Source organism: Roseibium sp., assembly GCF_051016195.1.
In the GTDB taxonomy this organism is placed as follows: domain Bacteria; phylum Pseudomonadota; class Alphaproteobacteria; order Rhizobiales; family Stappiaceae; genus Roseibium.
Map to the genome: position 1 here is coordinate 3,961,383 of NZ_CP134616.1, position 23,448 is coordinate 3,984,830.

Sequence of the window (23,448 nt, forward strand, 5' to 3'; positions counted from 1 at the left end):
TTTGGCTCCGCGAGCGGCACTCAATTGAATTTCGAGACTTGAAAACAAGGTTCTGACGCATTGAAGTCAGAGCAAAAAAATCTTCATTTATTCAATGCCTTAAAGTAATTAATTTTAAGTCTATTTTAATGTTGCGATATCATCCGGTGATTCTCGATTTAATATCTTGTCTTTGAAATGAAATACTAATCAAATTAGAATCGCTGTACAAGTAACTCATGTCAATACTACTGCCTTGCGTCTAAGAAACTCCCACTGGAGCGGCGCCACGCTTCAGAGAGCAAACATTCGGGGAGACCTTCTTTGTCGAAGAGAACGGACATTGACACCATTGTTTTGTTGGGTGCTGGACCCATTGTGATCGGTCAGGCATGCGAGTTTGACTATTCCGGGACGCAAGCCTGCAAAGCGCTTCGCGAAGACGGCTATCGGGTTGTGCTGATAAACTCGAACCCCGCCACGATCATGACTGACCCGGAAACCGCCGATGCGACCTATATCGAGCCGCTGACGCCGAACGCGGTGCGAGACGTCATAGCGCAAGAAATGCAGGCACGTCCGAACGAGACCTTCGCCATACTGCCGACCATGGGGGGGCAGGTTGCGCTGAATGTTGCCCTTGCGCTTTCAGACTGCGGTTTCCTGACCGAGGCCGGCATCGAGTTGCTCGGAGCAAGGCCGGACGTCATTCGAAAGGCCGAGGATCGCGAACTTTTCCGGGATGCCATGGAGAAGATCGGAATTGAGTGTGCGAGATCCGTGCAGGTGACCTCGATTGAGCAGGGGCTCTCCGCGCTGGAGGAAACCGGTCTCCCCGCGATTCTGAGGCCTTCTTTCACGCTCGGCGGAACCGGAGGTGGTGTCGCCTATACCCAAGACGAATTCGTCGAACTCCTGAAGGCGGGGCTCGATGCATCTCCCGTCAATTCCGTTCTGGTTGAAGAGTCTCTGCTCGGTTGGAAGGAGTACGAGCTGGAAGTCGTCCGGGACAGATCGGACAATTGCATCATTGTCTGTCCCATCGAGAACATCGATCCGATGGGCATTCATACCGGAGATTCGATTACGGTCGCGCCGGCGCTTACCCTGACCGACAAAGAGTATCAGGTGATGCGCGACACCGCGATGGCCTGCCTGCGCGAGATCGGCGTCGATACCGGCGGATCCAATGTCCAGTTTGCCGTCAATCCCGAAAACGGACGGCAAATTCTGATCGAGATGAACCCGCGCGTTTCACGTTCCTCCGCGCTAGCATCAAAGGCGACCGGATTTCCGATCGCCCGGATCGCGGCGAAGCTGGCGATCGGATACACGCTGAACGAAATCACCAATGAGATCACCGGGTCGACGCCGGCCAGTTTTGAACCGACGATTGATTACGTGGTGACCAAGATCCCGCGGTTTGATTTCTCCAAGTTCGGCGAAACAACCCCGCACCTGACCACGTCGATGAAGTCGGTGGGTGAAGTCATGTCGATCGGGCGGAACTTCGCGCAATCGATGCAAAAGGCGCTGCGGTCGCTGGAGATCGGGCTTACCGGGTTAAACGAAACTCCCCACGGGCTGGACCAGGCAGCGATTCTTCGTGACCTGGAGAAACCGGCTCCAATGCGGATCCTGCTGGTCGCTCAGGCACTTAGAGCCGGCATTGACGTTGGCACGATCTGCGAGCGTACCGGGATCGATGCCTGGTACGTTTCCCAGATCGGATCTATTGTCGATCTCGAATCCCGTATGCGCAGCGGCCAGATTAGTCTCTCGCAGGATCGCGACACTTTGTTGATGATCAAGAAACAGGGGATGAGCGACGCCCGCATCGCGGAACTTGCCGGTTACACCGAAGCCGAGGTTGCGGCCTTTCGCCGGAGTGCGGGGATTGAGCCGGTCATCAAGAAGATCGACACCTGCGCGGCAGAATTCAAATGCATGACGTCCTTCATGTATTCGTCCTACGAGGGCGATGGAATGTCTGCCCCGGAATGCGAATGCGATCCATCGAACCGGCGGAAAATCGTGGTTCTTGGAAGTGGTCCAAACCGGATCGGGCAGGGAATCGAGTTCGATTACTGCTGTGTACATGCCTGTCTTGCGTTGTCGGAGATCGGTTTCGAAACGATCATGATCAACTGCAACCCTGAAACGGTTTCAACCGACTATGACAGTTCGGACCGGCTCTATTTCGAACCCCTCACGCAGGAAGACGTTCTGGAGGTGCTGCGCAAGGAACAGGCGAGCGGAGACCTCGTCGGCGTTGTCGTGCAGCTGGGAGGGCAGACGCCTTTGAAACTGGCGGCAGCCATCCAGGATGCTGGCATCCCTGTCCTGGGGACACCGCCCGAAGCGATCGACCTTTCCGAGGACCGCGAACGGTTCAAGGACCTGGTGGACCGGCTCGACCTGAAGCAGCCACCCAATGCGATTGCCCGGTCCGCAGCCGAAGCTCTCCAATGCGCCGAGGATATCGGGTATCCGGTCGTCATCCGCCCGTCCTATGTGCTCGGAGGACAATCGATGCGGATCGTGCGTGATGACACCGAACTCAGATCCTACATCGACAATGCAGTCAGCGTCTCAAATGACCGGCCGGTGCTGATCGATGGCTACCTTGAAAATGCGATCGAGTTCGACGTCGATGCGCTGTGTGACGGCGAAGAAGTGCGCATCTCCGGTGTCATGGAACATGTCGAGCCCGCCGGGGTGCACTCCGGCGACAGCGCCTGCGTGATACCGCCTTATTCGGTGCCGCCCGATATCGTCGAGCAATTGAGCCGGCAGACATCGGAGTTTGCCCGGGAACTTAAGGTCGTCGGTCTGATCAACGTGCAGTTTGCGGTCGTGAAGGATCAGGTTTTCCTGATCGAGGCAAATCCAAGAGCCAGCCGAACCGTTCCATTCGTGGCAAAGGCGAAAGGCGTACCGGTCGCAAGAATTGCCGCGCAGGTCATCGCCGGCAGGAAACTGCACGAATTCGAGGAGTTGCGCTCGGAGACACGCGGTCTCTACTCGGTCAAGGAAGCCGTACTTCCTTTCAAGCGCTTTGCTGACTGTGACACGGTGCTGGGGCCGGAGATGAAGTCAACGGGCGAGGTAATGGGCATCGAATGCACATTGCCGAAAGCCTTCGCCAAATCCCAGGAGGCGGCCGGTTTTCCTCTGGACCGGGATGGTGCGGTGATTGTTCCCGCCATGCCTGCGGACAGGGCGGGCTTTGTCGAAATGCTGAAACTTCTGCACAAGAAGGGCATTGAAATTGGGGCTCCCAAAGAGGTGCAGGCGTTCCTTGGAACACGCGGTCTGGACGTCTTTGCCTATGATGGCGATCCGTTCGAGGTACTCGATCCGGACCAGACGCGGCTTGTCCTTCATCCAGACGCATCCGAGTGCGCAACACCGGAGGCAAAACGTGTCCGGAAGTTCGCCCTTCGAAATGACATCCCCTGCTACACCACCATGCGGTCTTGCGACCTGGCTGTCGCGGCGCTGACACAGAGCGGTTCCACGCCGTCAATCCGTCCGTGCATTCAGCTGCTCAATCAACAGGAGTCTGCCAATGTCTAACCATGCGAACAATCTGCTCAACATACTCGTGCGTCAACCGCTGACCCAGTCCTCGGAACTGGAAGCCAGTGTCATCAGTCAGTGTTTGTCGGAAATCAAGCGCATTGACGGTCACTTCGCCAACATTTCACTCCTTGGGAGCTCAGAAGCTCAATCCAACGAGTCGTTTCGGGAAACATTCGAACAGAACATCGGTGCACCGTTCACACCGCGCAATTTCCGCAACTACAGGCTTTCGCTGATGCGCAATGCCGATGCGTTCATCAACATTCGCACCGCCATGAGTGAGAGCACGGCATTCGAGGTCGCATACAACATCTTTGGCGGCGAGAACGTGCCGATGCTGTTTGCGGTCTGGCGCAACGCGCCAATCAAAACAACGCTGATACGAGACCTGGAGGATCTCGGACACGTCACGTATGTGGAGTTCGACAAGCCGCGCGATCTGCGCCGCCCCTTGTGGACCTTTCTCGAACTCGCGGCACGCCAGAAATTCACCAGAACCAGCGAAGCGCTTCTGGATCGTGTTCAGGAGCCGGAAAAAAAGACATATGCCGGTGCTACACCGAAAGCACCTTGCCGCCACACGGCGTTGCTCGCTCTCGCCGATGGAACCTTGTTCTACGGCAAGGGGATCGGCCGCGAGGGCGTCGTCAGTGCCGAACTCTGTTTCAATACGGCGATGACCGGCTATCAGGAGATCCTCTCCGATCCCTCTTACGCCGGGCAAGTGGTCACGTTCTCGTTCCCGCATATCGGAAATGTCGGGGTCAATCGACACGACGACGAAGCACAGGTTCCCCTGGCGCGTGGCTGTGTATTGAGAGATGAAATCACGGCCCCCTCGAACCACCGGTCCGAAACGCATTTCGAGAAGTGGCTCTGCGATCACGGCCTGACCGGCATCTGCGGGATCGATACACGCGCTCTCACCCGCCATCTGCGCGAGAACGGAGCTCAGAATTGCGCGATCTCATTTGATCGTGAGGCGCGCCATGATCCGTCGGGCCTCGTAACTCTTGCAGCCAATCAACCCAGCCTCGTGTCGCAGAAACTCGTTGAAGGCGCTTCGACCAAATCAGTTCGGACCGTCCAAAGCCAAGGAGAAAAAGATATGGAAAAGACCCAGCCGCATGTCGCGCTGATCGATTATGGCGTCAAGGGCAACATTGTCGATTGCCTGACACGGCGCGGATGCCGGGTTTCGGTCGTGCCCGCAACCGTTTCGTCAAAAGAGGTCATGAAACTTGCGCCGGACGGCATTCTCCTGTCGAACGGCCCCGGCGATCCGGTTGCCGTCGCGCCATACACTGTTCCGACCATCCGGAGCCTGACCCGGAACGGACTGCCTATTTTCGGGATCTGCCTCGGACATCAGCTGCTGGCGCTCGCGCTGGGCGGCAAGGTCTCCAAGATGCATTTCGGGCATCATGGGGCCAACCATCCGGTCTATGACAAGCACTCGGACAAGGTTCTGATTACGAGTCAAAATCATGGGTTTGTCGTCGACCGTGACAGCCTGCCAAAAGAGACGGTCACGACCCATGTCTCTCTATTCGACGGGACACTTGCCGGTTTTGAGCTTCCAAAGCAGCAAATTCTCTCGGTCCAGTTCCATCCCGAAGCATCTCCGGGACCGCATGACGCCGCGTATCTGTTCGATGACTTTGTTGAACGCGCCCGGACGGTGATGCACGAGGAGACCGGAAACAACCCCGAAACGCTTTCCGTGCCGGACGTTCAAGCAATGTCTGCGTGAGCCGCCCTCGCCAATGTAGTCGGATAGCCGCCATATTCCGTTATTCAAGAACAGGTGTTCATGAGCATAACCGAAGTCCTGAGCTCAATGGGGCTCCTGATCAGCGCCGGCCTCATCATGCTGATGATCGTGGGATTTGCATTCCTGGAGGCAGGTGCTGTTTCGCGCAAATCGGTGGCGGCAATTCTCACCAAGAATGTGGCGGCCCTGGCCGTCACCACGATGTCTTTCTACCTCCTTGGGCATCAGATCATGTTCGGCATCGCAGACGGAGACTTCTTTTCCGCCTATCAGATCTGGGGAGACAGCGATCAACCATCGGGCGGGCTGGTTCAGCCCGCCTATTGGCTTTTCGTGTCTCTTTTTGCGGTTTCGTCGACCTCGATTGTGTCCGGTGCAGTTGCGGAACGCATGCGGATCAACGCCTTTCTGATTTTTGCCGCCTTCAACGGAGCGCTGGTTTTCCCGCTGATCGGCCATTGGGTCCGGGGGGGCGGTTGGCTCCAGCAGAATGGATTTCATGACTTTGCCGGCGCAACCGTCGTGCACACGGCCGGAGGCCTCGCTGCCTTGATCGGCAGCTTGATTCTGGGGCCGCGATTGAACCGCTTCGATCATCCCGGTGCGAAACTTCAAACCACACCGTCGTCCCTGCCTCTCGCAACGCTGGGCGTGTTTCTGCTTTGGATCGGCTGGTTCGGCTTCAACGGAGGTTCGGCCCTGCCTGTCGAGGATCTCAACGGCTTTGCCGATATCCCGCGTATTGTCGCCTTTACGAATTCGGGCGCGGTTGGCGGTGTTCTCTTTGCCTGTGTCTATTCAAGGCTGATCCTTCGCCGTTGGGATCTGGTCATCATCTTGAACGGAGCCCTTGCCGGCCTGGTGGCGATAACGGCAGCGCCGCACTCGCAACACGCCTATCTTGGGTTCGTGTTTGGAGCACTTGGTGCTGCCATCATGATCGCGACGGATCGGCTGTTGCTTCGTCTGAAGATCGACGACGCCGTCGGCGCCGTGCCGGTCCACCTTGGGCCGGGGCTGTTTTCGGCGATTGTGGTCGTCAGTTTCGCGAATGACGCATCCTGGGAGGTCCAGGTCTACGGGGCTGCCGCGATCTGCCTTTTTGTCGTCTTCGCAAACCTGATCCTGTGGGGAGGGCTGAACATGTTCACCCAGATCAGATTGAACCCGTCCGAGGAAATTCAGGGAGGTGACTTGGCCGAGGTCGGGCATGCTGCCTACGATCTCATAGACCCGGACATGAAAAACTTCTCCTACATCGCAACACATGATCTCAAAGAACCGCTGCGCACGATCCATTCTTTCTCGCAACTGGCAGAAAAGACCAAAGATCAGGAAGAGTGCCGGCAATACCTGACCCGGATCCGCGACGCTTCCGTGAAGATGCGCAGCCTGATTGACGATCTGATCGTTTATTCCAGCCTGAACCATGTCGCCAATCACAGTCAGCCGGTCGACAGCGGCGAACTTGTCTTTTCAATCTTTTCCGATCTGGAAAAACGCTCCGAAGGAAAGGGAGATTACAATCTGGACGCGGACGGTCTGCCTGTCATTGCATGCAATTCAACACTCCTGACGCATGTGTTCCAGAACCTGATCCAGAATGCCATGAACTACCGGCACCCTGATCGTGCGTTGCAGCTCGCAATAAGTGTCACCGAAAAACCAAGTGTCCATGAGTTCGCGGTTTCGGATAACGGATTGGGCATTCCTCAAAACAACCGCGAGGCGGTTTTCGACGTGTTTTCGCGGTTCCATCCTGAAACGAAACAGGCCGGGAACGGTGTCGGCCTCGCGATTGTCCGCAAGGCTGTCTATCGAATGGGTGGGGTTATCTGGATACAGACGAAACTGGGTTCCGGGACGACTTTCTATTTCACGATACCCAAGGACCCTTCGCCAGCCCCGAAAGAACGGTTTCATGAACAACAGCTTTGATCCTGACGACAGGCTTGGCTCGAGACCGCGCGAAAGACGCAGGCAACTCGGGCTCAGCCAGGCCGAACTTGCAAAACGGCTCAGTGTCTCTCCACAACTGGTTCAAAAGCAGGAAGTTGGCGAATCGAGGATCTCGGCATTCCAGATTTTCAAACTGGCTGAAGTGCTTGGCGTCCCGATAGACTATTTCTTCGAGGTGCTCGAAAAGAGTGAGCATGGGCCGGTCCGGGTGCCGAACAAGGAAGACATCATTTCACCCAGGCGCCATCGCCGTCTCAACGTGATGCTGATCGAGGACAACGCCAACGATCAGCTGCTGTTCGTCAAGGCGGTGGAGGCAAGCCGGCGTGAGGTCAATGTCACCTGCTACAGTTCAGCAATCGAAGCTGAAGCCCATTTCAGGCAAATCGGCCAGTCCGGCAGCAAGGCTGTACCTCCAGACCTGATCTTTCTCGATGTGCGTTTGCCACAATTGTCCGGAATCGATTTTCTTCGGGAATTGTCGCGCAATCCCAACTACTGGAACCAACCCATCATCATGCTGTCGAACTCGGTCAACGCGGTCGAAATGCACGAATGCTACAAACGCAACGCCAGCGCATTTGTCTGCAAACCGCAGGATTACGACCAGTTTGTCTCAGCCATGGACACCATTATCCAATACTGGTCGGACGTCGCGGTTTCGCCGACGTTCTACTAGTGCGGTTTACGAATTTGAAGTTCGCTTCGGAGTCTGCAGAAGCAATGATGCGAACTTCAAATTCACCGCACTAGGGCCCAGACCCTAGAATGGGGATGCAAGGGACCGGTCTTTTTGAGACAAGGAACGCAGGCGCCACAACGCGACCTGAAAAGGAGGGCTGACATGCGGATCGGAGTGCTTGGCTGTGGAGCGATTGCGTGCGCTGTCGTCCATGGTATTGCCGGAGATGGGCATCGGATCACCGTGTCGGAACGAAGTGCCAGTCGCGCCCGGCAACTGGCTAACACATATGAGAACGTCATCATCGCTGACAATCAGGGCGTGATTGATGCAAGCGACGTCATCATTCTGGGCCTGATGGCAGAAGTCGCGTCCGAAGTTCTGGCAAAGCTGGATTTCAGGGCAGGCCAAAAGGTTATCAGCTTGATGGCCGGCGCCACGCTGGAACAGGCCGACGCGCTGGTTCAGCCGGCGTATGCTGTTGCGCTCGTGATGCCGTTTCCCGGGATCGCGCTTGGTGGATCACCGGTCATGATGCAGGGTGATGCTGAGCTGGTGCAGGAGCTGTTTGGAAGCCGAAACTCCATTTTTGTGCTCGAAAATCCTGACGAAATGGCCGCCTATTTGTGCGCACAGGCTGTGCTGTCACCGGTGGTGCGGATGGTCAGCGACGCGGCGGATTGGCTGGGAGACCGGGTCAGCGACAAGGAACAAGGCGAGACGTTCCTGAGAGAACTTGTCGCGTCGAACCTGGCGAATAGTGCCTGCAAACCGTTGATCGAGGCGCTGAACACGCCCGGAGGGTATAACCAACGCCTGCGACTTCATATGGAGGCAAGCGGAGTGGGAGAGACCCTGAAGGCCGGGCTGAACGCGTTGAAGTGAGTGTGCGCCTCCGGGTATGCCGAGATTTGTGTCAGGGCTCCGGGATGCTCGCGCCCTTTGGTTTGCATCCCTTGTCAGCCACCGCCGAAACTCTTGACCAGCGAACCGGCCACGAGATTCCACCCGTCAACGAGAACAAAGAAGATGAGCTTGAAGGGCAGGGAGATGACGACTGGCGGCAGCATCATCATACCCATCGACATCAGAACCGATGCGATCACGAGGTCGATGATCAGGAAGGGAAGGTAAAGCAGAAAACCGATTTCGAAGGCACGTCTCAACTCGGAAATCATGAAAGCCGGAATGAGCGTTGCCATCGCCAGATCCTCAGGCCCCTCCGGGGCATCCTGTCCCGAGAGCTCCTGAAACAGTTCAAGGTCCTTTTCGCGTACCTGAGACAGCATGAAGGTGCGGAAGGGATCGGCCGCGCGCTCATAGGCCTGGTCAAATTCGATATCGCCTTCGATCAGCGGCTGAACGCCTGCGTCATAGGCGGCCTGCAAGGTCGGCATCATGATGAAGGCGGAAAGAAACAGCGCCAGACTGACCATCACCATGTTCGGAGGTGCAGTCTGAAGACCAATCGCGGACCGCAGGAGTGACAGGACGACCACGATGCGCACGAAGCTCGTGGTCATCACCAGGATGGAAGGCGCCAGCGAAAGAACGGTCAGCAGGACGACCAACTGGACCGCGCGCTCCGTCAGGCTGGTGTCGTCACCGAAGCCGACAGAAATTTCCTGGGCCAGTGCAGGGGATGAGAAAACGGAAAGGACAACCGTCAGCGCCAGCAGTCCGCTTGCGCGCCAGTGCCACCATCGATGCCCCGCGACGCGACGCTCTTCGTTCATCGATTTTGCTGTCCGCCCAACTCGAAGAGAATCTTGGCCATTTCGTCTTCGATCGGGTTCTTGTCACCCAACCCCTGAAGCTGGCGCGATGCCGGTTCAGCTCCAGGCACAATGTCCAGTGTCGCCGATTGCTTGGTGGTGTGTGGAGCCGATCCTCCGGATTGCATTTGCGGGTCTTTTTTGTTCGGATCCGGTGTGATCGATACGTCCTCTGACGGACCGGTTTTTTGAGGCTCCGGCGTCTCGATATCGATGAGATCATCCATTTCGAGATCCAGCTTGAGTTCCCTGGGAGGCGCTGCCTCTTCCTCTTCGGAGGTCGCCTGCTCTTTTTCGGCAGGTGCATCCTCGTCCAAGGAGTCCGCCTCGATCGTCTCCGCCGTTTCTTTCCAGTCGAACCTTTCCGTGTTTTCGAATAATTCGGAGACTGTGGGTTTCTCTTCCTCCTGCTTTACCCCGTCATTGCGAACACCGTCTCCTTCGCCGGCAGATCCGGTTGGATCGACCGGTGCTGTTTCCGCTTCCGCCTGCGTTTGTTCCTTGAAGACAAAACCGCTTTCATCGGGCTCGCTGGGGGCTTGGACCGGCTGGAGGAGCGCAGTCTTGGCGCGTGCTGCAGGGCCTGACGAAGGGGGCGATATCGTATGGGCTGCCTGCGTGGAACGTTCGCGCGCAGCGATAGAGCGTCCAAGGCTTCTGAGCGGCGCCGACGCGCCTTCATCGTCCTCCGGAGAAACCTTGTCAATGTCGGGCTCCGGTGCCGGTTTGGATACCGGCTCCGCTTCGACTTTCGGTGCTGCACCGACCGCAGTGTCGTCCTTGTTTTTCGGAGCGGTGACGATCGCCGGCTCTTCCGCTTCGTTTTCCTTGGTGCCTTGAACGGCACTGTTGGAGCGGTTGAAACCGTTTTGAGTGGCTGCTCTCAAGAGGTCCGCAGCTCTGTCCGGGCGTGCACCGGATTCCTTTTCTTGCGTCTGATTGGAAACTGCGGGCGGAACCGGCGCGACCACAGGTGGGGTCTTGTCTTCGTTTTTCGGCGGCGAGACCGGTCGAACCAGCGTGTTGGCGGCAACGGGCTTCGGGGCCGGCCGGACATTCGGTTCCACCCGGGGCTTCAAGGGCACCGCCGGTACGGGGTCCTGCCGCACCAGGGCAGCGACAGGTTGCCGTGCACCTTCATCCGGCTTGGCAGGGATGTCGGGGCCGGGGGCTGTCGGCATTTTCATGGTTCCCGTGCCGGTTCCGGCCGCTGGCGGATTTGCAACTTGCCTCTGAGCCGCGACCGGAGCGTTGCGGACGATGTTCTGCTCCACGACCACATCGCTCGGTCCGCCCACCAGAAGAAGATGTTCCACATTGTCCCGCCGGATAAGAACCAGCTGTCTGCGGGCATCGACATTCGTGCTGTCCATGACCGCGATGCGCGGTTGCCGGCTTCTGTTTTGCGGCGCGTTTGCACCTGTCAGGCGCTTCAGAACGAAAACGAAAATGCTGAACAGCAGCAGGACGGCGATCAGAGCCAGAACGGCCGCGATGACCTGGGTTGCGCCGCCGCTCACGTTGAAGGTTGATTCAATCCAATTGTACATATTGACCTCGTGCCGCCCCGCCAGCGGAATTTTCCCGTTGTGCCGTTACATCGCGCAGCCGCCGCAATTGGGGTGTTTTGTGTTTTTCCCCAGTAATTGGGGACCATGCCGGACAGGCTTCGGCCGCCTTGCCCAAACCGCTTCCCAAGCCGATGAATGTGTTTGTTGTCCGGCAGCTCGTCACAATTTCCCGTTCCGCTTGTTGGTGGAACTCGAATCTCTTTCTGGCTTAAAATTAACAGAAGTGGGCAAATATTGCCTGTTTTGAGGCGAGCCGAAATTGCGAATTGCAAAGGAATGTCGTCCTCTTCCACTGTTTTTTGTAGAAGTTCCGCCATTTCCGAAATTGAGCATTAACTATTCGTTAACCATTTAGGCGGCAATGATTGCCTAGTTGGTTAACAAGTGGTGAGAAATATGGCCGCAATGGACTTGCCGCTCTTCCAGGCGCTGAAGTCAAAAATGCAGTGGCACCAGACCCGGCAGAGTGTTCTGGCCGAAAACATCGCCAATGCGAACACGCCCGGTTATGTGTCCAGGGACGTGAAATCCTATTCTTTCCAGGATCACATTGGCCTCCAGAACGCTGCCGTCAGCACCTCGGTCACCAAGGTTGGGCATATATCCGGTTCCGTCTCCGGCAACCTGCCTGCCAAGGTCGAGAAACTGGACTCGTTTGAGATAACACCTGACGGAAACAATGTGAATCTGGAAGAGCAGATGATGAAAATCACGCAGAACCAGATGGACTTCCAAGCCGCGACGAGCCTTTACACAAAGGGGCTCGGGCTCATCCGGACCGCGCTTTCCAAGAGCGTTTAGCGCACCGCAGACTGAAGGAGGACTGGCAAGTTGGACCTGATCAAATCTCTGTTCGTTTCTGCGAGCGGACTGAAAGCCCAAAATGGCCGGATGCGCATCATCGCGGAAAACATCGCCAACGCGAGTTCGACGGCGCGCACGCCGGATGAAGATCCGTACCGGCGCAAGATTGCGACCTTCCAGAGTCATTTCGACAAGGAACTGGGTGCCAAGACCGTCGAACTCGGCAAGGTTGCGGAAGATACATCCGATTTCAAGTCAACGCATATGCCGGGGCATCCTGCCGCCGACGAGAACGGATATGTGCAGCAGCCGAACGTGAATACGCTGATCGAGACGACCGACATGCGCGAGGCGCAGCGGTCCTACGAAGCCAATCTGAACGTCATTGAGTCCACCCGCCGGATGTTGCAGCGAACGATTGACATCCTGCGCGCCTGAATTCTGGAATACACTCACCGAAAGGGGCCGGAGCCGTGACCACTCCGTCAATTGCAAACAATGCCTACCAGCTGGCAGCCAAGCTTCAGCAGCAAGCGAAGGCCGTCGAAGAAACAACGCCGGAAACCACGGGGATGGATTTCGGCCAGATGGTGAAAGAAGCGGTCGATACCGTTGTCGACAAGGGACAACAGGCCGACGAGAAGACGATGGGAATGATCGAAGGAAAAACCGGCGTGGTTGATGTCGTTACGGCCGTGGCCGAGACCGAGGTCGCGCTGGAAACCATGGTCGCGGTTCGTGACCGCGTCATTTCCGCATATGAAGAAATTATGCGGATGCCGATCTGATCACGCCTTGGGGGACTGGAGATGACCGGAGGCGAAGTCCTCGATCTTGCGCGCGAAGGCGTTTGGACGATGATCCTGGTGGCGGCGCCGGCCATGCTGGTCGGGCTGCTCGTCGGTGTCGTGATCGCGCTGTTCCAGGCGCTGACGCAGATCCAGGAAATGACCCTGGTGTTCGTGCCGAAGATCCTTGCGATCTTCGTGACAATCCTGGTAACGCTGCCTTTCATGAGCCAGTTGCTTCAGGCCTTCATGGGACGGGTCACCGAAATGATCCTGACCACCGGCTGACGTATCTGGCGGGCGCGACCTCATGACCATTCAGCTTGATTTCCTGCCGGATGTTGCAGCGGCCTTCATGCTGATGTTTGCCCGACTGGGAACGATGCTGATGCTTCTTCCCGCGCTTGGCGAGAGCTCCATTCCGATGCGTTTCCGGCTCACCATCGCGCTTGCTCTCACGCTGGTGATGTACCCTGTCGCTGCATCACTTTATCCGGATAATCTCACGGCAAACATGATGCAGCTGCTCCTGCTGCTCGGCGGCGAGCTTGCAATTGGTTTCGGTATCGGACTGTGCGCACGGCTGATCACATCGGCACTGCAGATAGCAGGCATGATCATGGCGAACCAGTCGGGACTGGCCTTCGCTCTCGGAACGGACATTGCCAACGAGGGCCAGCAGGGCGCCCTTTACGGGAACTTTCTGGCGGTCCTTGGGATCACGCTGGTCTTCGTTTCCGATTCGCACTACCTGGTCATTGCCGCGCTCTATGACAGTTTCACGATTTTTCCGCCCGGCAATCTCCCTCCCATGAGCGATTTCGCCCAAAACGCCACGGAAACCGTCGCGCATGTGTTCACGATTGCGGTGCGCATGAGCGCACCGTTCCTGGTGGTCGGACTGGTGTTTTATTTCGGTCTCGGCCTGCTCAACAAACTGATGCCGCAAATGCAGATCTTCTTCATCGCGATGCCCGTGAACATCGCCGTGGGTCTGTTCCTTCTCATGGCGCTGATCGCGACGCTGATGATGTTCTATCTCGAGCATTTTCAGGAATCGATCGGCAAGTTCATCATAGGGTGACGGGTCGACATGGCTGACGATACCGACGACTCAGAAAAGACTGAGGACCCCACGCAAAAGCGCTTGAAGGAAGCGCATGACAAGGGGGACGTTCCCAAATCGCAAGAAGTCAGCACCTGGTTCACGCTTGCCGGTGCGACGCTGATGATCGCTATCTTTGCCCCGGGAGCGGCGGCGTCGCTCGGCGCGCTCATGAAAGGCTATATCGAACACGCGCACCAGATTCCGGTTGACGGCTTCGCCCTGCAGGCGCTCTGGCGCGATACCGGCCAGTCGGTTGCCCTCATTGTCGGGCTGCCGCTGATTGCGTTGCTGGTCATGGCGGTCGCGGGAAATCTCATCCAGCATCAGCCTTTGCTGACCGCGGAGACAATCAAACCGAAACTGTCCAAGATCTCACCGATATCCGGTTTCAAGCGCCTCTTTTCCGCCGACAGCCTGGTGAACTTCGCAAAGGGCATGTTCAAGATCTCGATCGTCGGCGCGCTCATGGTAGCCGTGATGTGGCCGCATCGCGACGAGGCCGACATCATCATATTCGCCGAGACGAGTGTCATCCTGGAAGAGGTCCAGGTCCTGGTTCTTCAGCTGCTCGCTGCGATCCTTGCAGTCATGACGGTCGTGGCTGCGGCCGACTACGCGTATCAGAAGAACAAATGGTTCAACAAGCAGAAGATGTCCCTTCGCGAGGTCAAGGAAGAATTCAAACAGACCGAGGGCGATCCGCAGGTCAAGGGCAAGATCCGGCAGTTGCGCATGGAGCGTTCCCGCAAACGCATGATGGCTGCAGTTCCCCAGGCAACAGTGGTCGTCACCAACCCGACGCACTTTGCCGTGGCGCTCAAGTACGAAGAAGGAATGGGAGCACCGCTCTGCCTTGCCAAGGGTACGGACGCCATTGCCCTCAAGATGCGTGAAGTGGCAAAGGACAACGAGGTTCCCGTGGTTGAGAATCCACCCCTGGCAAGAGCCCTCTACGCAACTGTGGAAATCGATCAGGAAGTTCCCGAAGAGCACTACAAGGCGGTTGCCGAGGTGATCGGCTTCGTCTTCCGTATGCGCAATCGCGCGTCGTGGAGAGCGAACTAGGTCTTTTCTTCGAAAAACAGGCTTTTGACTGCACGGCTCGGGCCGGCTGCCTCACCGCGGGTCAAAAAACGCCGTCAAACGCGTGAATTTCAACAGAAGTCAGCGTCATATCAGTTGAAATTGGGGGGCAAGCACAGAATGCTTGTAGACGGCCCCAAAGAAACCGAATCGGGCCCGGAGACAGGACGTATGAGTGATACCGACGGAGCGTCAGGCGGGCCGATGATCAGCCGGCCGGAGCGCTCCGGAAATATTGGCCTTCTGATAGGCCTGGCTGTGCTTCTGGTCGGAGCGGCGGCTGCTTTTGCGGTCATGGACCGCGAAGTTGCCCAGCCGTTCATTCTGGCGCTGCTTGGTATCCTGGCGGTCGTCGGCGTCTTCTGTCTGTTTGCCGGTGCCATCGGGTTCCTGCGCTTGTCCGCGAGGCCGGGCGAAGCCAACCCGCTTGCCGCCGCCTTTGTCGACACGATGGATGACGGTGCGCTGATCACCGACACCGACGGGCGTCTGGTTTATGCCAACACCGCCTATGCCGAACTGACGGGAGCGGACACGCCTTCCGACATCCGCGTCGTTGAACGGGTCTTCTCTTCCGATCCGGACGCAGCAGATGCGATCTTCCGGCTTTCTCAGGCCATGCGCGAAGGGCGCAAGGCGCAGGAGGAGATCCGCATGCCGTTCCCGCTCGGGCGCGTCGAGGGGGCTGCGCGCTGGTACCGCGTTTCCGTCCGGCCGTTGCAGCCGTCCAAGGAACGAAGTGGCAAGCAAATGTCGATCTGGCAGCTTGCCGACATTACGCGTGACCGGGCCGAGCAGGAAAATTCCTTCCAAGAGCTGCAGAGGGTCATCAATTTTCTCGATCACGCGCCTGCGGGGTTCTTTTCCAGCGATTCAAGGGGCCGCATTGTCTACCTGAACGCGACGCTCGCCGACTGGCTTGGGTACGATCTTGCCCAGTTTGATGCCGGTGATCTCGACCTTTCCGAAATCGTCCGCGGCGATGGAACCGAGTTGATCCGCTCCGTGAAGGGCCAGGCCGGGGAGGTGAAAAGCGAAACGTTCGATCTCGACTTCGTGACGCGCAACGGGCGCGGTCTTCCTGTCCGCCTGCTGCATCGGGTTCCCTTCGGCGAAAACGGTCAACCCGGCGACAGCCGCACCCTGGTCCTGAACCGCTCGCGTGGCGAGGGCGAGGAGGCGTCCGAAGCGCTGCGCGCAGCTGAAGTGCGTTTCGCGCGCTTCTTCAACAATACGCCCATCTCGATTGCCTCGCTCAACAACGAGGGGAGGGTGCTGCGAACGAACGCGCCGTTCCTGAAACTGTTCGGGGCAGCAGATACGGTGGAGGAGTCGCCGAAGCTCGAGGCCTATGTCGCAGAGAACGGGCGTGAAGAGCTGTCCAAGGCGCTTTCCGCTGCTGCCAAGGGTATCGGTGAGATTTCGCCAATCGACATTCCACTTGTCGAGGGGAACGACCCGCGTTCGGCAACATTCTACGTGTCCGCCGTTCAAGATGGCGAGGGCGATGGCGAGACGGCGATCGTCTATGCGCTGGAGACGACGCAGCAACGCGCCCTTGAAGCCCAGTTCGCGCAGAGCCAGAAGATGCAGGCGATCGGCCAGCTGGCCGGTGGTGTCGCACATGATTTCAACAATGTCCTGACGGCGATCATCGGGTTCTCGGATCTTCTTCTTGCGAGCCACCGGCCCACCGATCCGTCCTTCCAGGACATCATGAACATCAAGCAGAACGCGAACCGGGCCGCCGGGCTCGTCCGGCAGTTGCTTGCCTTCTCGCGCCGTCAGACGCTGCGTCCGCAACAGCTTGAGCTGAACGACGTTCTGGCCGACCTCTCGATCCTGCTGGATCGCCTGCTTGGCGAGAAAGTCGAGCTGAAAGTGATCCACGGCCGTGATCTCTGGCCTGTGATGGCCGACCTCAACCAGCTTGAGCAGGTCATCGTCAACCTTGCGGTGAATGCCGGCGATGCCATGGCCGAAGGCGGCCGGCTGACCATCCGCACCAGCAATGTGGAGGAAGCCCAGTCCACCCAGTTCGAGAACACGCGGGGCATGCCGCCGGGCGAATATACGCTCGTCGAGGTGGAGGATACCGGCCACGGAATGCCGCCGGAGATCATGGAGAAGATCTTCGATCCGTTCTTCTCCACCAAGGAAGTGGGCAAGGGCACCGGCCTTGGCCTGTCGACGGTCTACGGCATCGTCAAGCAGACCGGCGGCTTCATTTTCTGCACGTCCGAGGTCGATGCCGGCACAACCTTCCGGCTGTTCCTGCCACGGCACATTCGCGAAGTCGTCGATGAACCCAAGCCCGAACCGAAGGAAACGGAACCTGAAAAGGTCGCCGACCTGACCGGAACGGCCACGATCCTGCTCGTGGAGGACGAGGAAGCCGTGCGCGCCTTTGCCGCCCGCGCGCTGGCTTCCAGGGGTTATACGGTTCATGAAGCAGGCTCGGGCAACGAAGCGCTCGAGGTCATGGAAGAGGCCGGGGGTGAAATCGACCTGGTGGTGTCCGACGTGGTCATGCCGGAAATGGACGGTCCGACACTCCTGGTGGAGCTGCGTAAGACCCAGCCGGATCTGAAGATCATATTCGTTTCCGGATACGCCGAAGACGCGTTCGAGGAGAACCTGCCCGAAGGCGAACAGTTCTTCTTCCTGCCGAAGCCGTTCACGCTGAAACAGCTGGCGACGACGGTGAAGGATGTTCTGAACGGATAACAGAGACCGCTTGAGCCGGTTTTCTTGACAGGCATTCGGCAATTTGGCACTTAGTTCCCATGGGGCGAGCGAACACCCCGTGAGGCGTAAGCTGAAGTTTCGCGTCCTGGAAACCCATTGCAACGGGAGGACGCGCCATGCCGTCTCTGAACTCCATATCCATTTCACAACTCTCACGACTGGTCGGTACGCCCGATGCACCGGTGATCCTCGATGTGCGCATCGAGGAGGACTTTGCATCGGATCCGGCATTTATCCCGTCCTCTTTCAGACACCCGTTTCAGAGCGTTCAGGACCTTGCCGGCCGACTTCAAGGAAGGCGGGTGGTTGTCGCCTGCTGGAAAGGTTTGAAGCTGTCCGAAGGGGTGGCGGCGGTGCTGAGAAGCAGTAGCATCGAGGCCGAGTTTCTGGAAGGCGGCTGCTCCGGGTGGCGCGACGCCGGGCAGCCCATGGTTCCCGAGGCGCGTGTGCCAGATCGGAATTCGGAGGGACAGACTGTCTGGGTCACGCGGCACCGACCCAAGATAGACCGGATCGCCTGTCCATGGCTCATCCGCCGGTTTGTCGACCCGCAAGCCCGGTTCCTGTTCGTGTCACCCGCGCAGGTCGACGCTGTTGCGGAGAAGTTCGGTGCCACACCGTTTGACGTCGAAAATACCTACTGGAGCCATCGCGGTGACCGCTGCAGCTTCGATACGATGGTTGAGGAATTTCAGCTTCAAAGCGAACCGCTTCTGCGGCTAGCCGAGATCGTGCGGGCTGCCGATACCAATCGGCAAGACCTGGCTCCGGAGGCTGCCGGGCTGCTGGCGGCTTCGCTCGGCCTGTCGCGCATGTACAAGGATGATCTGCGCCAGTTGGAGGCCGGCATGGGGCTCTATGATGCCTTCTACCGCTGGGCGCGCGATGCAACCGACGAAGGACACGACTGGCCCACCGCCGGTGGAAAGGGCTGATCACATGCCGGCACAGTCAGAACCCGCCCGGTCGCCCGCCGGGTCCGCGCCGCTGTGCGAGAGCACACCGGTCTCATGGCGCCGGATGTTTTCCGTGTTCGGCAGCATCGGTCTTCTGTCTTTCGGCGGTCCGGCGGCTCAGATCGCACTGATGCATCGCAAGCTGGTCGAGGAGACCGGCTGGCTCTCAGGGCGCGCCTACGCCAACGCTCTCGGCTTCTGCATGCTTCTGCCCGGACCGGAGGCGATGCAGCTTGCAACCTATTGCGGCTGGAAAATGCGCGGCATTCCGGGCGGGTTGGTCGCGGGGCTGCTGTTTGTGATCCCAGGGGCAGCCGCCATTTTTACCCTGGCCGGTCTCTATGCGGCTTTCGGCAATGTAGTCCTGATGTCCCAGCTGTTCCTTGGAATCAAGGCAGCCGTCCTTGTTGTCGTTCTGGAAGCATTGCTGAAACTTTCGAAACGGGCGCTGACGGAGCGCAAGCAATGGATCATTGCCGGTCTGGCCTTTGTCTCCATTTTCTTTGTTTCGCTGCCGTTCCCGCTGATCGTGCTGGCTGCTGCGCTGTTCGGCGCTGCGTCTGCTCAGGTGTCCGGACGAGATAAAAACGATTGCCTTGCCGGTTCCAACGCCGGCATGTCACCGGCCCGAACCCTGATGCTTTTTTCCGTCTGGCTGTTCTTGTGGCTCGGGCCGCTGGCTCTGCTCGATTGGTGGGGCGGTGCGCCGATCCTGAGCGAGATCGGCTGGTTCTTTTCCAAGCTTGCCGTTGTCACCTTTGGCGGCGCATATGCCGTTCTTGCCTATATGGCGCAGGACGTGGTCACACTGCATGGCTGGCTCAGTGCAGGTGAAATGATGGATGGGCTTGGTCTTGCCGAGACGACACCCGGTCCGCTGATCCTGGTGACGCAGTTCGTCGGATTTCTCGCCGCCTTCCAGAGCGGTGGGTTTTGGCTGGGTCTGGCCGGGGGGCTTGTCGCGCTCTGGGCGACATTCGTCCCGTGTTTTTTATGGATCTTCGCCGGTGCGCCCTACATTGACCGGATATCGGCTTTGCCGAGGCTGCAGTCGGCTCTCTCGGCCATCATTGCTGCCGTGGTCGGGGTTGTGTTGAACCTGTCGGTCTGGTTCGCCCTGCATGTCGTCTTCAGGTCCGTCAGTGCCGAACAGCGGGGTTGGCTGACCTTCTGGGTGCCGGACCCGGCAAGCCTGGATTGGCGCGTCCCCCTGATATCTGTGCTCTGCGGCCTGTTGCTGCTCAGGTACCATGCCAATCTGATCTGGACACTGCTTGCGGCCGCTTTCGCGGGGGTGGCCCTTTCGCAGGTTGGTTGAGGCTTTTCGGGGTGGACGTTGAAAGGCAAGGTCGGAAACTGATTCCGGAATCGGCTGCAAGTCATTGGTTTCGGATCAAAATGTGTGGTTTGCGAAGGCGTGGGTACGCTCTTGTCCCCGACATTCGCGGGTGAGATGTCCCGCTCTCTCATCGCGTTTCGACCCGTGTGCTTGAATGGAAGACCACAAGCGTGCACTCTGCCTTCGTTAGGCCATCGCATTTGGGGAAGACGCATGCATTTACCGGATTTCATCAAGAATTTTCCAGCACTCGACATTCCGTTTCCCGAGGATGTTGTGACCTCGCATGCGATTCAGTCAGATGCGGGGCTGGTGGTCTTCTTCGATTTTCAGAAGGATTTCGTTCTGCCGCCCCACGCCCACCTAGCCCAGTGGGGGACAGTGCTGGACGGGGAGATCGAATTCACGATTGACGGTGAGACAAGGATCCTTGGACCGGGGGCGATCTACGACATTCCGAGCGGCGCAGAACATGGCGCTGTCATCAAGGCGGGCACGAAGGTCATAGACGTTTTCGAGGAAGCGGACAGGTACCCGGTCAAGGCGTGATGCGCGGCAGGTGTCGTTTCACCGGTCAGAACCGGGCGACGACACCAAGCAGCGGTCCGTGAGTGATGGTGTCATAGGCAAAGCTGTCGGTGCCGGTCTTGTCGTTGTCGTAGTCGACGCTCAGGGCCTTGTATTGCATGTGCGCCGACCAGGTCTTGTTGAAATGGTAGCCGAAACCGCCCTGGACGTTCCAGGTGAAGTCGGACGCGACGCCAAAGCCGCCTATGTCGCCCCTGGCATTGGCGGACCATTTGTCGTTGAACATGTGGAAGGCGCGGATGCCGACGACCGGGTCGATCCAGTCGTCTCCGCGGGAGATGTCGAAATTGCCGACGAAGGTGCCCTGCGCGTTGAGGTCGATATTGATGTCCCAATAGCGCCCGCCTGCATAGACGTCGACCGAGGTCTGCGGCGAGTTGAAGACCCTGTAGAAGAGCATTCCCTCGACGATCAACTGGTCGACCCCGACGCTGATGCGCCCGCCACCGGCGCGCACGTCGGCGGAAGCGCCAAGGCCCATATAGGCAATGTCGAGCATTGCCCCGACTTTCTGCTGGTAAAGGGCTTCGGCCCGCACCATTGCGCCGAACTTCAGATTCTCCAGTATGGTTCCCGTGTCGACGTCGATGTCGGTTGCCGGAAGGCGTCCAACCTGGGTGGTTCCGGTGATGTTTGCAGCCACAAAATAGGGCGCGATCATGAATTCCCACGCCCGGTCGATTCGCTCGTTGACCTGGTAGGGTTCGGTCGCCGGTTGTGGCAGATCGGCTGCGTTTGACGCTGCGAAAGGCAAGCTCGCTGCGAGTAAAGCCAAGCCCATGCCGCATGCTTTTCCAGAAATACTGTAAAAATTACGCATGAAAGCTTGCCCTTTTGCCGAATTCTCAATTCAAATCATTTGAACTGATTGATTTTATTTAAACATATGCATGGTGCGGTCGCCACCGGCCGAGCGCAATAAGTGCCGGAGCATGGCGGAAATGCAACATCGTCAAAGGTGAGGATGGTAACACTCCGCCAAGCCTCGTTTCGCGTTTCATTGCTCGGGCGTTTTCCGCATGAACAGCCATTCCTCGAGCATTGCCTGGGTTTCGGGCCGCAGGTTTGTCACCCCGTCATAGGGCATGCCAACATCCGGCTGTATGTCCGGATACTTTTCCTTCCGCATCAGATGCCGCTGCAGCATGTTGACGAACTTCGCGCTGCCCCAGGCCCCGATCTCGGTGGAAACCGGATACTTTTCCTGTGGATCCCGGAAAAGGTCGTAGAAGTCGGCGAGAATGGCATTCTCGATGCTGCCGCCGGGGATCGCGAGCTTGTATTGCTCCTTGACCACCGCTTCCAGCTTGTTGATGTTGTAAAGGAAAACGTAGTCGCGGCGGCCGAATTCCTCACCGTTGAGCAGAAGCGATGTCTGGTCGATCCCGTCAATGATGCGGTCGGTCGGGATGTTGTCAGATGCACCTCCGAGGCGGGCGAGGGTGGTGAAGAGGTCGCTGACATGCACCATGTCACCAACGACCGAGTTTGCCTCGATAACACCGGGCCAGCGAACAAAGGCATCGACGCGCACGCCGCCTTCCGTTGTCTTGCCCTTGCCGCCCTTGAAGATCATCGGGGTGTACCCGGATTGCGGGGAATACTTGGTGAAATGGCCGTTGTCGCCCATGACGATGACGATGGTGTTGTCGGCAACACCCAGGGTGTCCATTTCGCTCATCAGATCGCCGATCCACTCGTCCACCAGTTTCATCTTCTCAACGTAAATGCCGCCATTCGGGGTGGTGTATTCATCCGTCGTTGTGCGTGGCCCGGTCAACGGATAGAGCGGCCAGTACTGCAGGAAGAAGGGCTCGTCCTTTGCGGCGAGTTCGCGCAGCTGCGCCATTGCCTGGTTCTGGTAGCGGACGTTCATTTCATGGTACTTGGTTTCGTTCCAGCGTTCGCCGGACGCCATCTCCACTTCCTGAACCGGCTCGTCGCGGGTGCCTTCGACACCTGTCACGAGGCGGGAGGAGTCGGTTCTGAACCAACGGTCGAGGGTGAAGCGGTCATCGTAGTTGTTGTTGCCAATGCCGATCGAGACTTCCTCGTCGGCGGCATCGTCATGATAGATGGTCAATTGACCCTGCTGGTGGATCGGGAATACGGCATAGTCGAAACCCTGGAAGTTCGGCCAGGACGCCTGGATGTCGCCCATGTGCCACTTGCCGACATGCGAGGTGTTGTAACCTGCCTCCGACAACACCTCAGCCAGCGTGACTTCCGCGTCAGCAAGGCCAAACCCTGAAAGCTCCACCTGCGTGTTGCCCATGCCGTTGCGGTGGGGCTGGCGCCCGGTCATGAAGGCAACGCGAGTGGGCGTACAGGAGGGCTCAGTATACATGCGGGCCAGCCGCATGCCTTCGCTGGCGAGTTCGTTGATAGAAGGCGTCTTGTAGCCGCGGATTGCATTCAGGGTTGCACTGCCGAGGTCCCCGAAACCGATATCATCGATCAGGATGTAAAAGATGTTCGGCGGCTTGCCGTTATTGCGTTCGCGGATTTCTGCAAGGGCGTTATCAAGGGCCGCATCTTCCTCGGCCCATCTCTCGCCGTTCTGAGCCTGGAGAATGTAATACTCCGCATCATGGACGATGGCTTCGTTCTGCGCAAAGGCGGGCGCAGATAGCAGTGCAAGTGTCATTGTCGTCAGCAGTCTGTTCATTCCAGGCTCCCGGTTCTTGTGAATTCAGTCTTTTTCATTCG

The 23,448-nt window shown here is 58.1% G+C and carries 19 protein-coding genes; 15 read left to right on the top strand and 4 right to left on the bottom strand.

Annotated features, from left to right (window positions below; translation table 11 throughout):
• Nucleotides 1–303 precede the first annotated feature (303 nt).
• From carB to RDA78_RS18065, 5 genes are all read left to right on the top strand, one after another.
• Nucleotides 304–3,558: a carbamoyl-phosphate synthase large subunit gene (gene carB, locus RDA78_RS18045; protein WP_434051200.1), complete on the top strand. Its 3,255-nt coding sequence runs from the start codon at nucleotides 304–306 to the stop codon at nucleotides 3,556–3,558.
• Nucleotides 3,551–5,317, top strand: a complete 1,767-nt coding sequence (gene carA / locus RDA78_RS18050; RefSeq protein WP_434051201.1) for a glutamine-hydrolyzing carbamoyl-phosphate synthase small subunit — start codon at nucleotides 3,551–3,553, stop codon at nucleotides 5,315–5,317. The genes carB and carA overlap by 8 nt, the downstream gene beginning before the upstream one ends.
• A gap of 60 nt (nucleotides 5,318–5,377) precedes the next feature.
• Nucleotides 5,378–7,276: an ATP-binding protein gene (locus RDA78_RS18055; RefSeq protein ID WP_434051202.1), complete on the top strand. Its 1,899-nt coding sequence runs from the start codon at nucleotides 5,378–5,380 to the stop codon at nucleotides 7,274–7,276.
• Nucleotides 7,260–7,976, top strand: coding sequence for a helix-turn-helix domain-containing protein (locus RDA78_RS18060; RefSeq protein WP_434051203.1), 717 nt, complete (start codon nucleotides 7,260–7,262; stop codon nucleotides 7,974–7,976). The genes RDA78_RS18055 and RDA78_RS18060 overlap by 17 nt, the downstream gene beginning before the upstream one ends.
• A gap of 165 nt (nucleotides 7,977–8,141) precedes the next feature.
• A complete protein-coding gene (locus RDA78_RS18065; RefSeq protein ID WP_434051204.1) occupies nucleotides 8,142–8,864 on the top strand; it encodes an NAD(P)-binding domain-containing protein in 723 nt (240 codons plus the stop codon).
• A gap of 74 nt (nucleotides 8,865–8,938) precedes the next feature.
• On the opposite strand, the gene fliP is transcribed toward RDA78_RS18065, so the two are convergent.
• The gene (gene fliP, locus RDA78_RS18070) at nucleotides 8,939–9,715 is read right to left on the bottom strand and encodes a flagellar type III secretion system pore protein FliP (protein WP_434051205.1); all 777 of its coding nucleotides are present in this window, start codon (nucleotides 9,713–9,715) and stop codon (nucleotides 8,939–8,941) included.
• The gene (locus RDA78_RS18075) at nucleotides 9,712–11,304 is read right to left on the bottom strand and encodes a flagellar biosynthetic protein FliO (RefSeq protein WP_434051206.1); all 1,593 of its coding nucleotides are present in this window, start codon (nucleotides 11,302–11,304) and stop codon (nucleotides 9,712–9,714) included. The genes fliP and RDA78_RS18075 overlap by 4 nt, the downstream gene beginning before the upstream one ends.
• A 417-nt stretch (nucleotides 11,305–11,721) precedes the next feature.
• Between RDA78_RS18075 and flgB the strand changes: the two genes are divergently transcribed.
• From flgB to RDA78_RS18125, 10 genes are all read left to right on the top strand, one after another.
• Complete coding sequence (gene flgB / locus RDA78_RS18080; protein ID WP_434051207.1) at nucleotides 11,722–12,126, top strand: flagellar basal body rod protein FlgB; 405 nt, start codon at nucleotides 11,722–11,724, stop codon at nucleotides 12,124–12,126.
• A gap of 30 nt (nucleotides 12,127–12,156) precedes the next feature.
• Complete coding sequence (gene flgC, locus RDA78_RS18085; RefSeq protein WP_434051208.1) at nucleotides 12,157–12,567, top strand: flagellar basal body rod protein FlgC; 411 nt, start codon at nucleotides 12,157–12,159, stop codon at nucleotides 12,565–12,567.
• Nucleotides 12,568–12,602: 35 nt separating this feature from the next.
• Nucleotides 12,603–12,917 (top strand): flagellar hook-basal body complex protein FliE, encoded by a 315-nt coding sequence (gene fliE, locus RDA78_RS18090; protein WP_306146192.1) that lies wholly within the window; start codon nucleotides 12,603–12,605, stop codon nucleotides 12,915–12,917.
• A gap of 21 nt (nucleotides 12,918–12,938) precedes the next feature.
• On the top strand, nucleotides 12,939–13,205 hold the full coding sequence (fliQ, locus tag RDA78_RS18095) for a flagellar biosynthesis protein FliQ (protein WP_434051209.1): 267 nt from the start codon (nucleotides 12,939–12,941) through the stop codon (nucleotides 13,203–13,205).
• 22 nt (nucleotides 13,206–13,227) lie between these two features.
• Nucleotides 13,228–14,001: a flagellar biosynthetic protein FliR gene (gene fliR, locus RDA78_RS18100; RefSeq protein WP_434051210.1), complete on the top strand. Its 774-nt coding sequence runs from the start codon at nucleotides 13,228–13,230 to the stop codon at nucleotides 13,999–14,001.
• A gap of 9 nt (nucleotides 14,002–14,010) precedes the next feature.
• A complete protein-coding gene (gene flhB / locus RDA78_RS18105; RefSeq protein ID WP_434051211.1) occupies nucleotides 14,011–15,090 on the top strand; it encodes a flagellar biosynthesis protein FlhB in 1,080 nt (359 codons plus the stop codon).
• A gap of 189 nt (nucleotides 15,091–15,279) precedes the next feature.
• On the top strand, nucleotides 15,280–17,835 hold the full coding sequence (cckA, locus tag RDA78_RS18110) for a cell cycle histidine kinase CckA (RefSeq protein WP_434051212.1): 2,556 nt from the start codon (nucleotides 15,280–15,282) through the stop codon (nucleotides 17,833–17,835).
• Nucleotides 17,836–17,972: 137 nt separating this feature from the next.
• On the top strand, nucleotides 17,973–18,791 hold the full coding sequence (locus RDA78_RS18115) for a chromate resistance protein ChrB domain-containing protein (protein WP_434051213.1): 819 nt from the start codon (nucleotides 17,973–17,975) through the stop codon (nucleotides 18,789–18,791).
• 4 nt (nucleotides 18,792–18,795) lie between these two features.
• Complete coding sequence (gene chrA / locus RDA78_RS18120) at nucleotides 18,796–20,130, top strand: chromate efflux transporter (protein WP_434051214.1); 1,335 nt, start codon at nucleotides 18,796–18,798, stop codon at nucleotides 20,128–20,130.
• A gap of 234 nt (nucleotides 20,131–20,364) precedes the next feature.
• Nucleotides 20,365–20,700, top strand: coding sequence for a cupin domain-containing protein (locus RDA78_RS18125; protein WP_434051215.1), 336 nt, complete (start codon nucleotides 20,365–20,367; stop codon nucleotides 20,698–20,700).
• A 25-nt stretch (nucleotides 20,701–20,725) separates the two neighbouring features.
• Here RDA78_RS18125 and RDA78_RS18130 read toward each other — a convergent pair whose 3' ends face one another.
• Together RDA78_RS18130 and RDA78_RS18135 are read right to left on the bottom strand one after the other, a co-directional pair.
• The gene (locus RDA78_RS18130; protein WP_434051216.1) at nucleotides 20,726–21,520 is read right to left on the bottom strand and encodes a hypothetical protein; all 795 of its coding nucleotides are present in this window, start codon (nucleotides 21,518–21,520) and stop codon (nucleotides 20,726–20,728) included.
• Nucleotides 21,521–21,736: 216 nt separating this feature from the next.
• Nucleotides 21,737–23,407: a sulfatase-like hydrolase/transferase gene (locus tag RDA78_RS18135; RefSeq protein ID WP_434051217.1), complete on the bottom strand. Its 1,671-nt coding sequence runs from the start codon at nucleotides 23,405–23,407 to the stop codon at nucleotides 21,737–21,739.
• Nucleotides 23,408–23,448 lie beyond the last annotated feature (41 nt).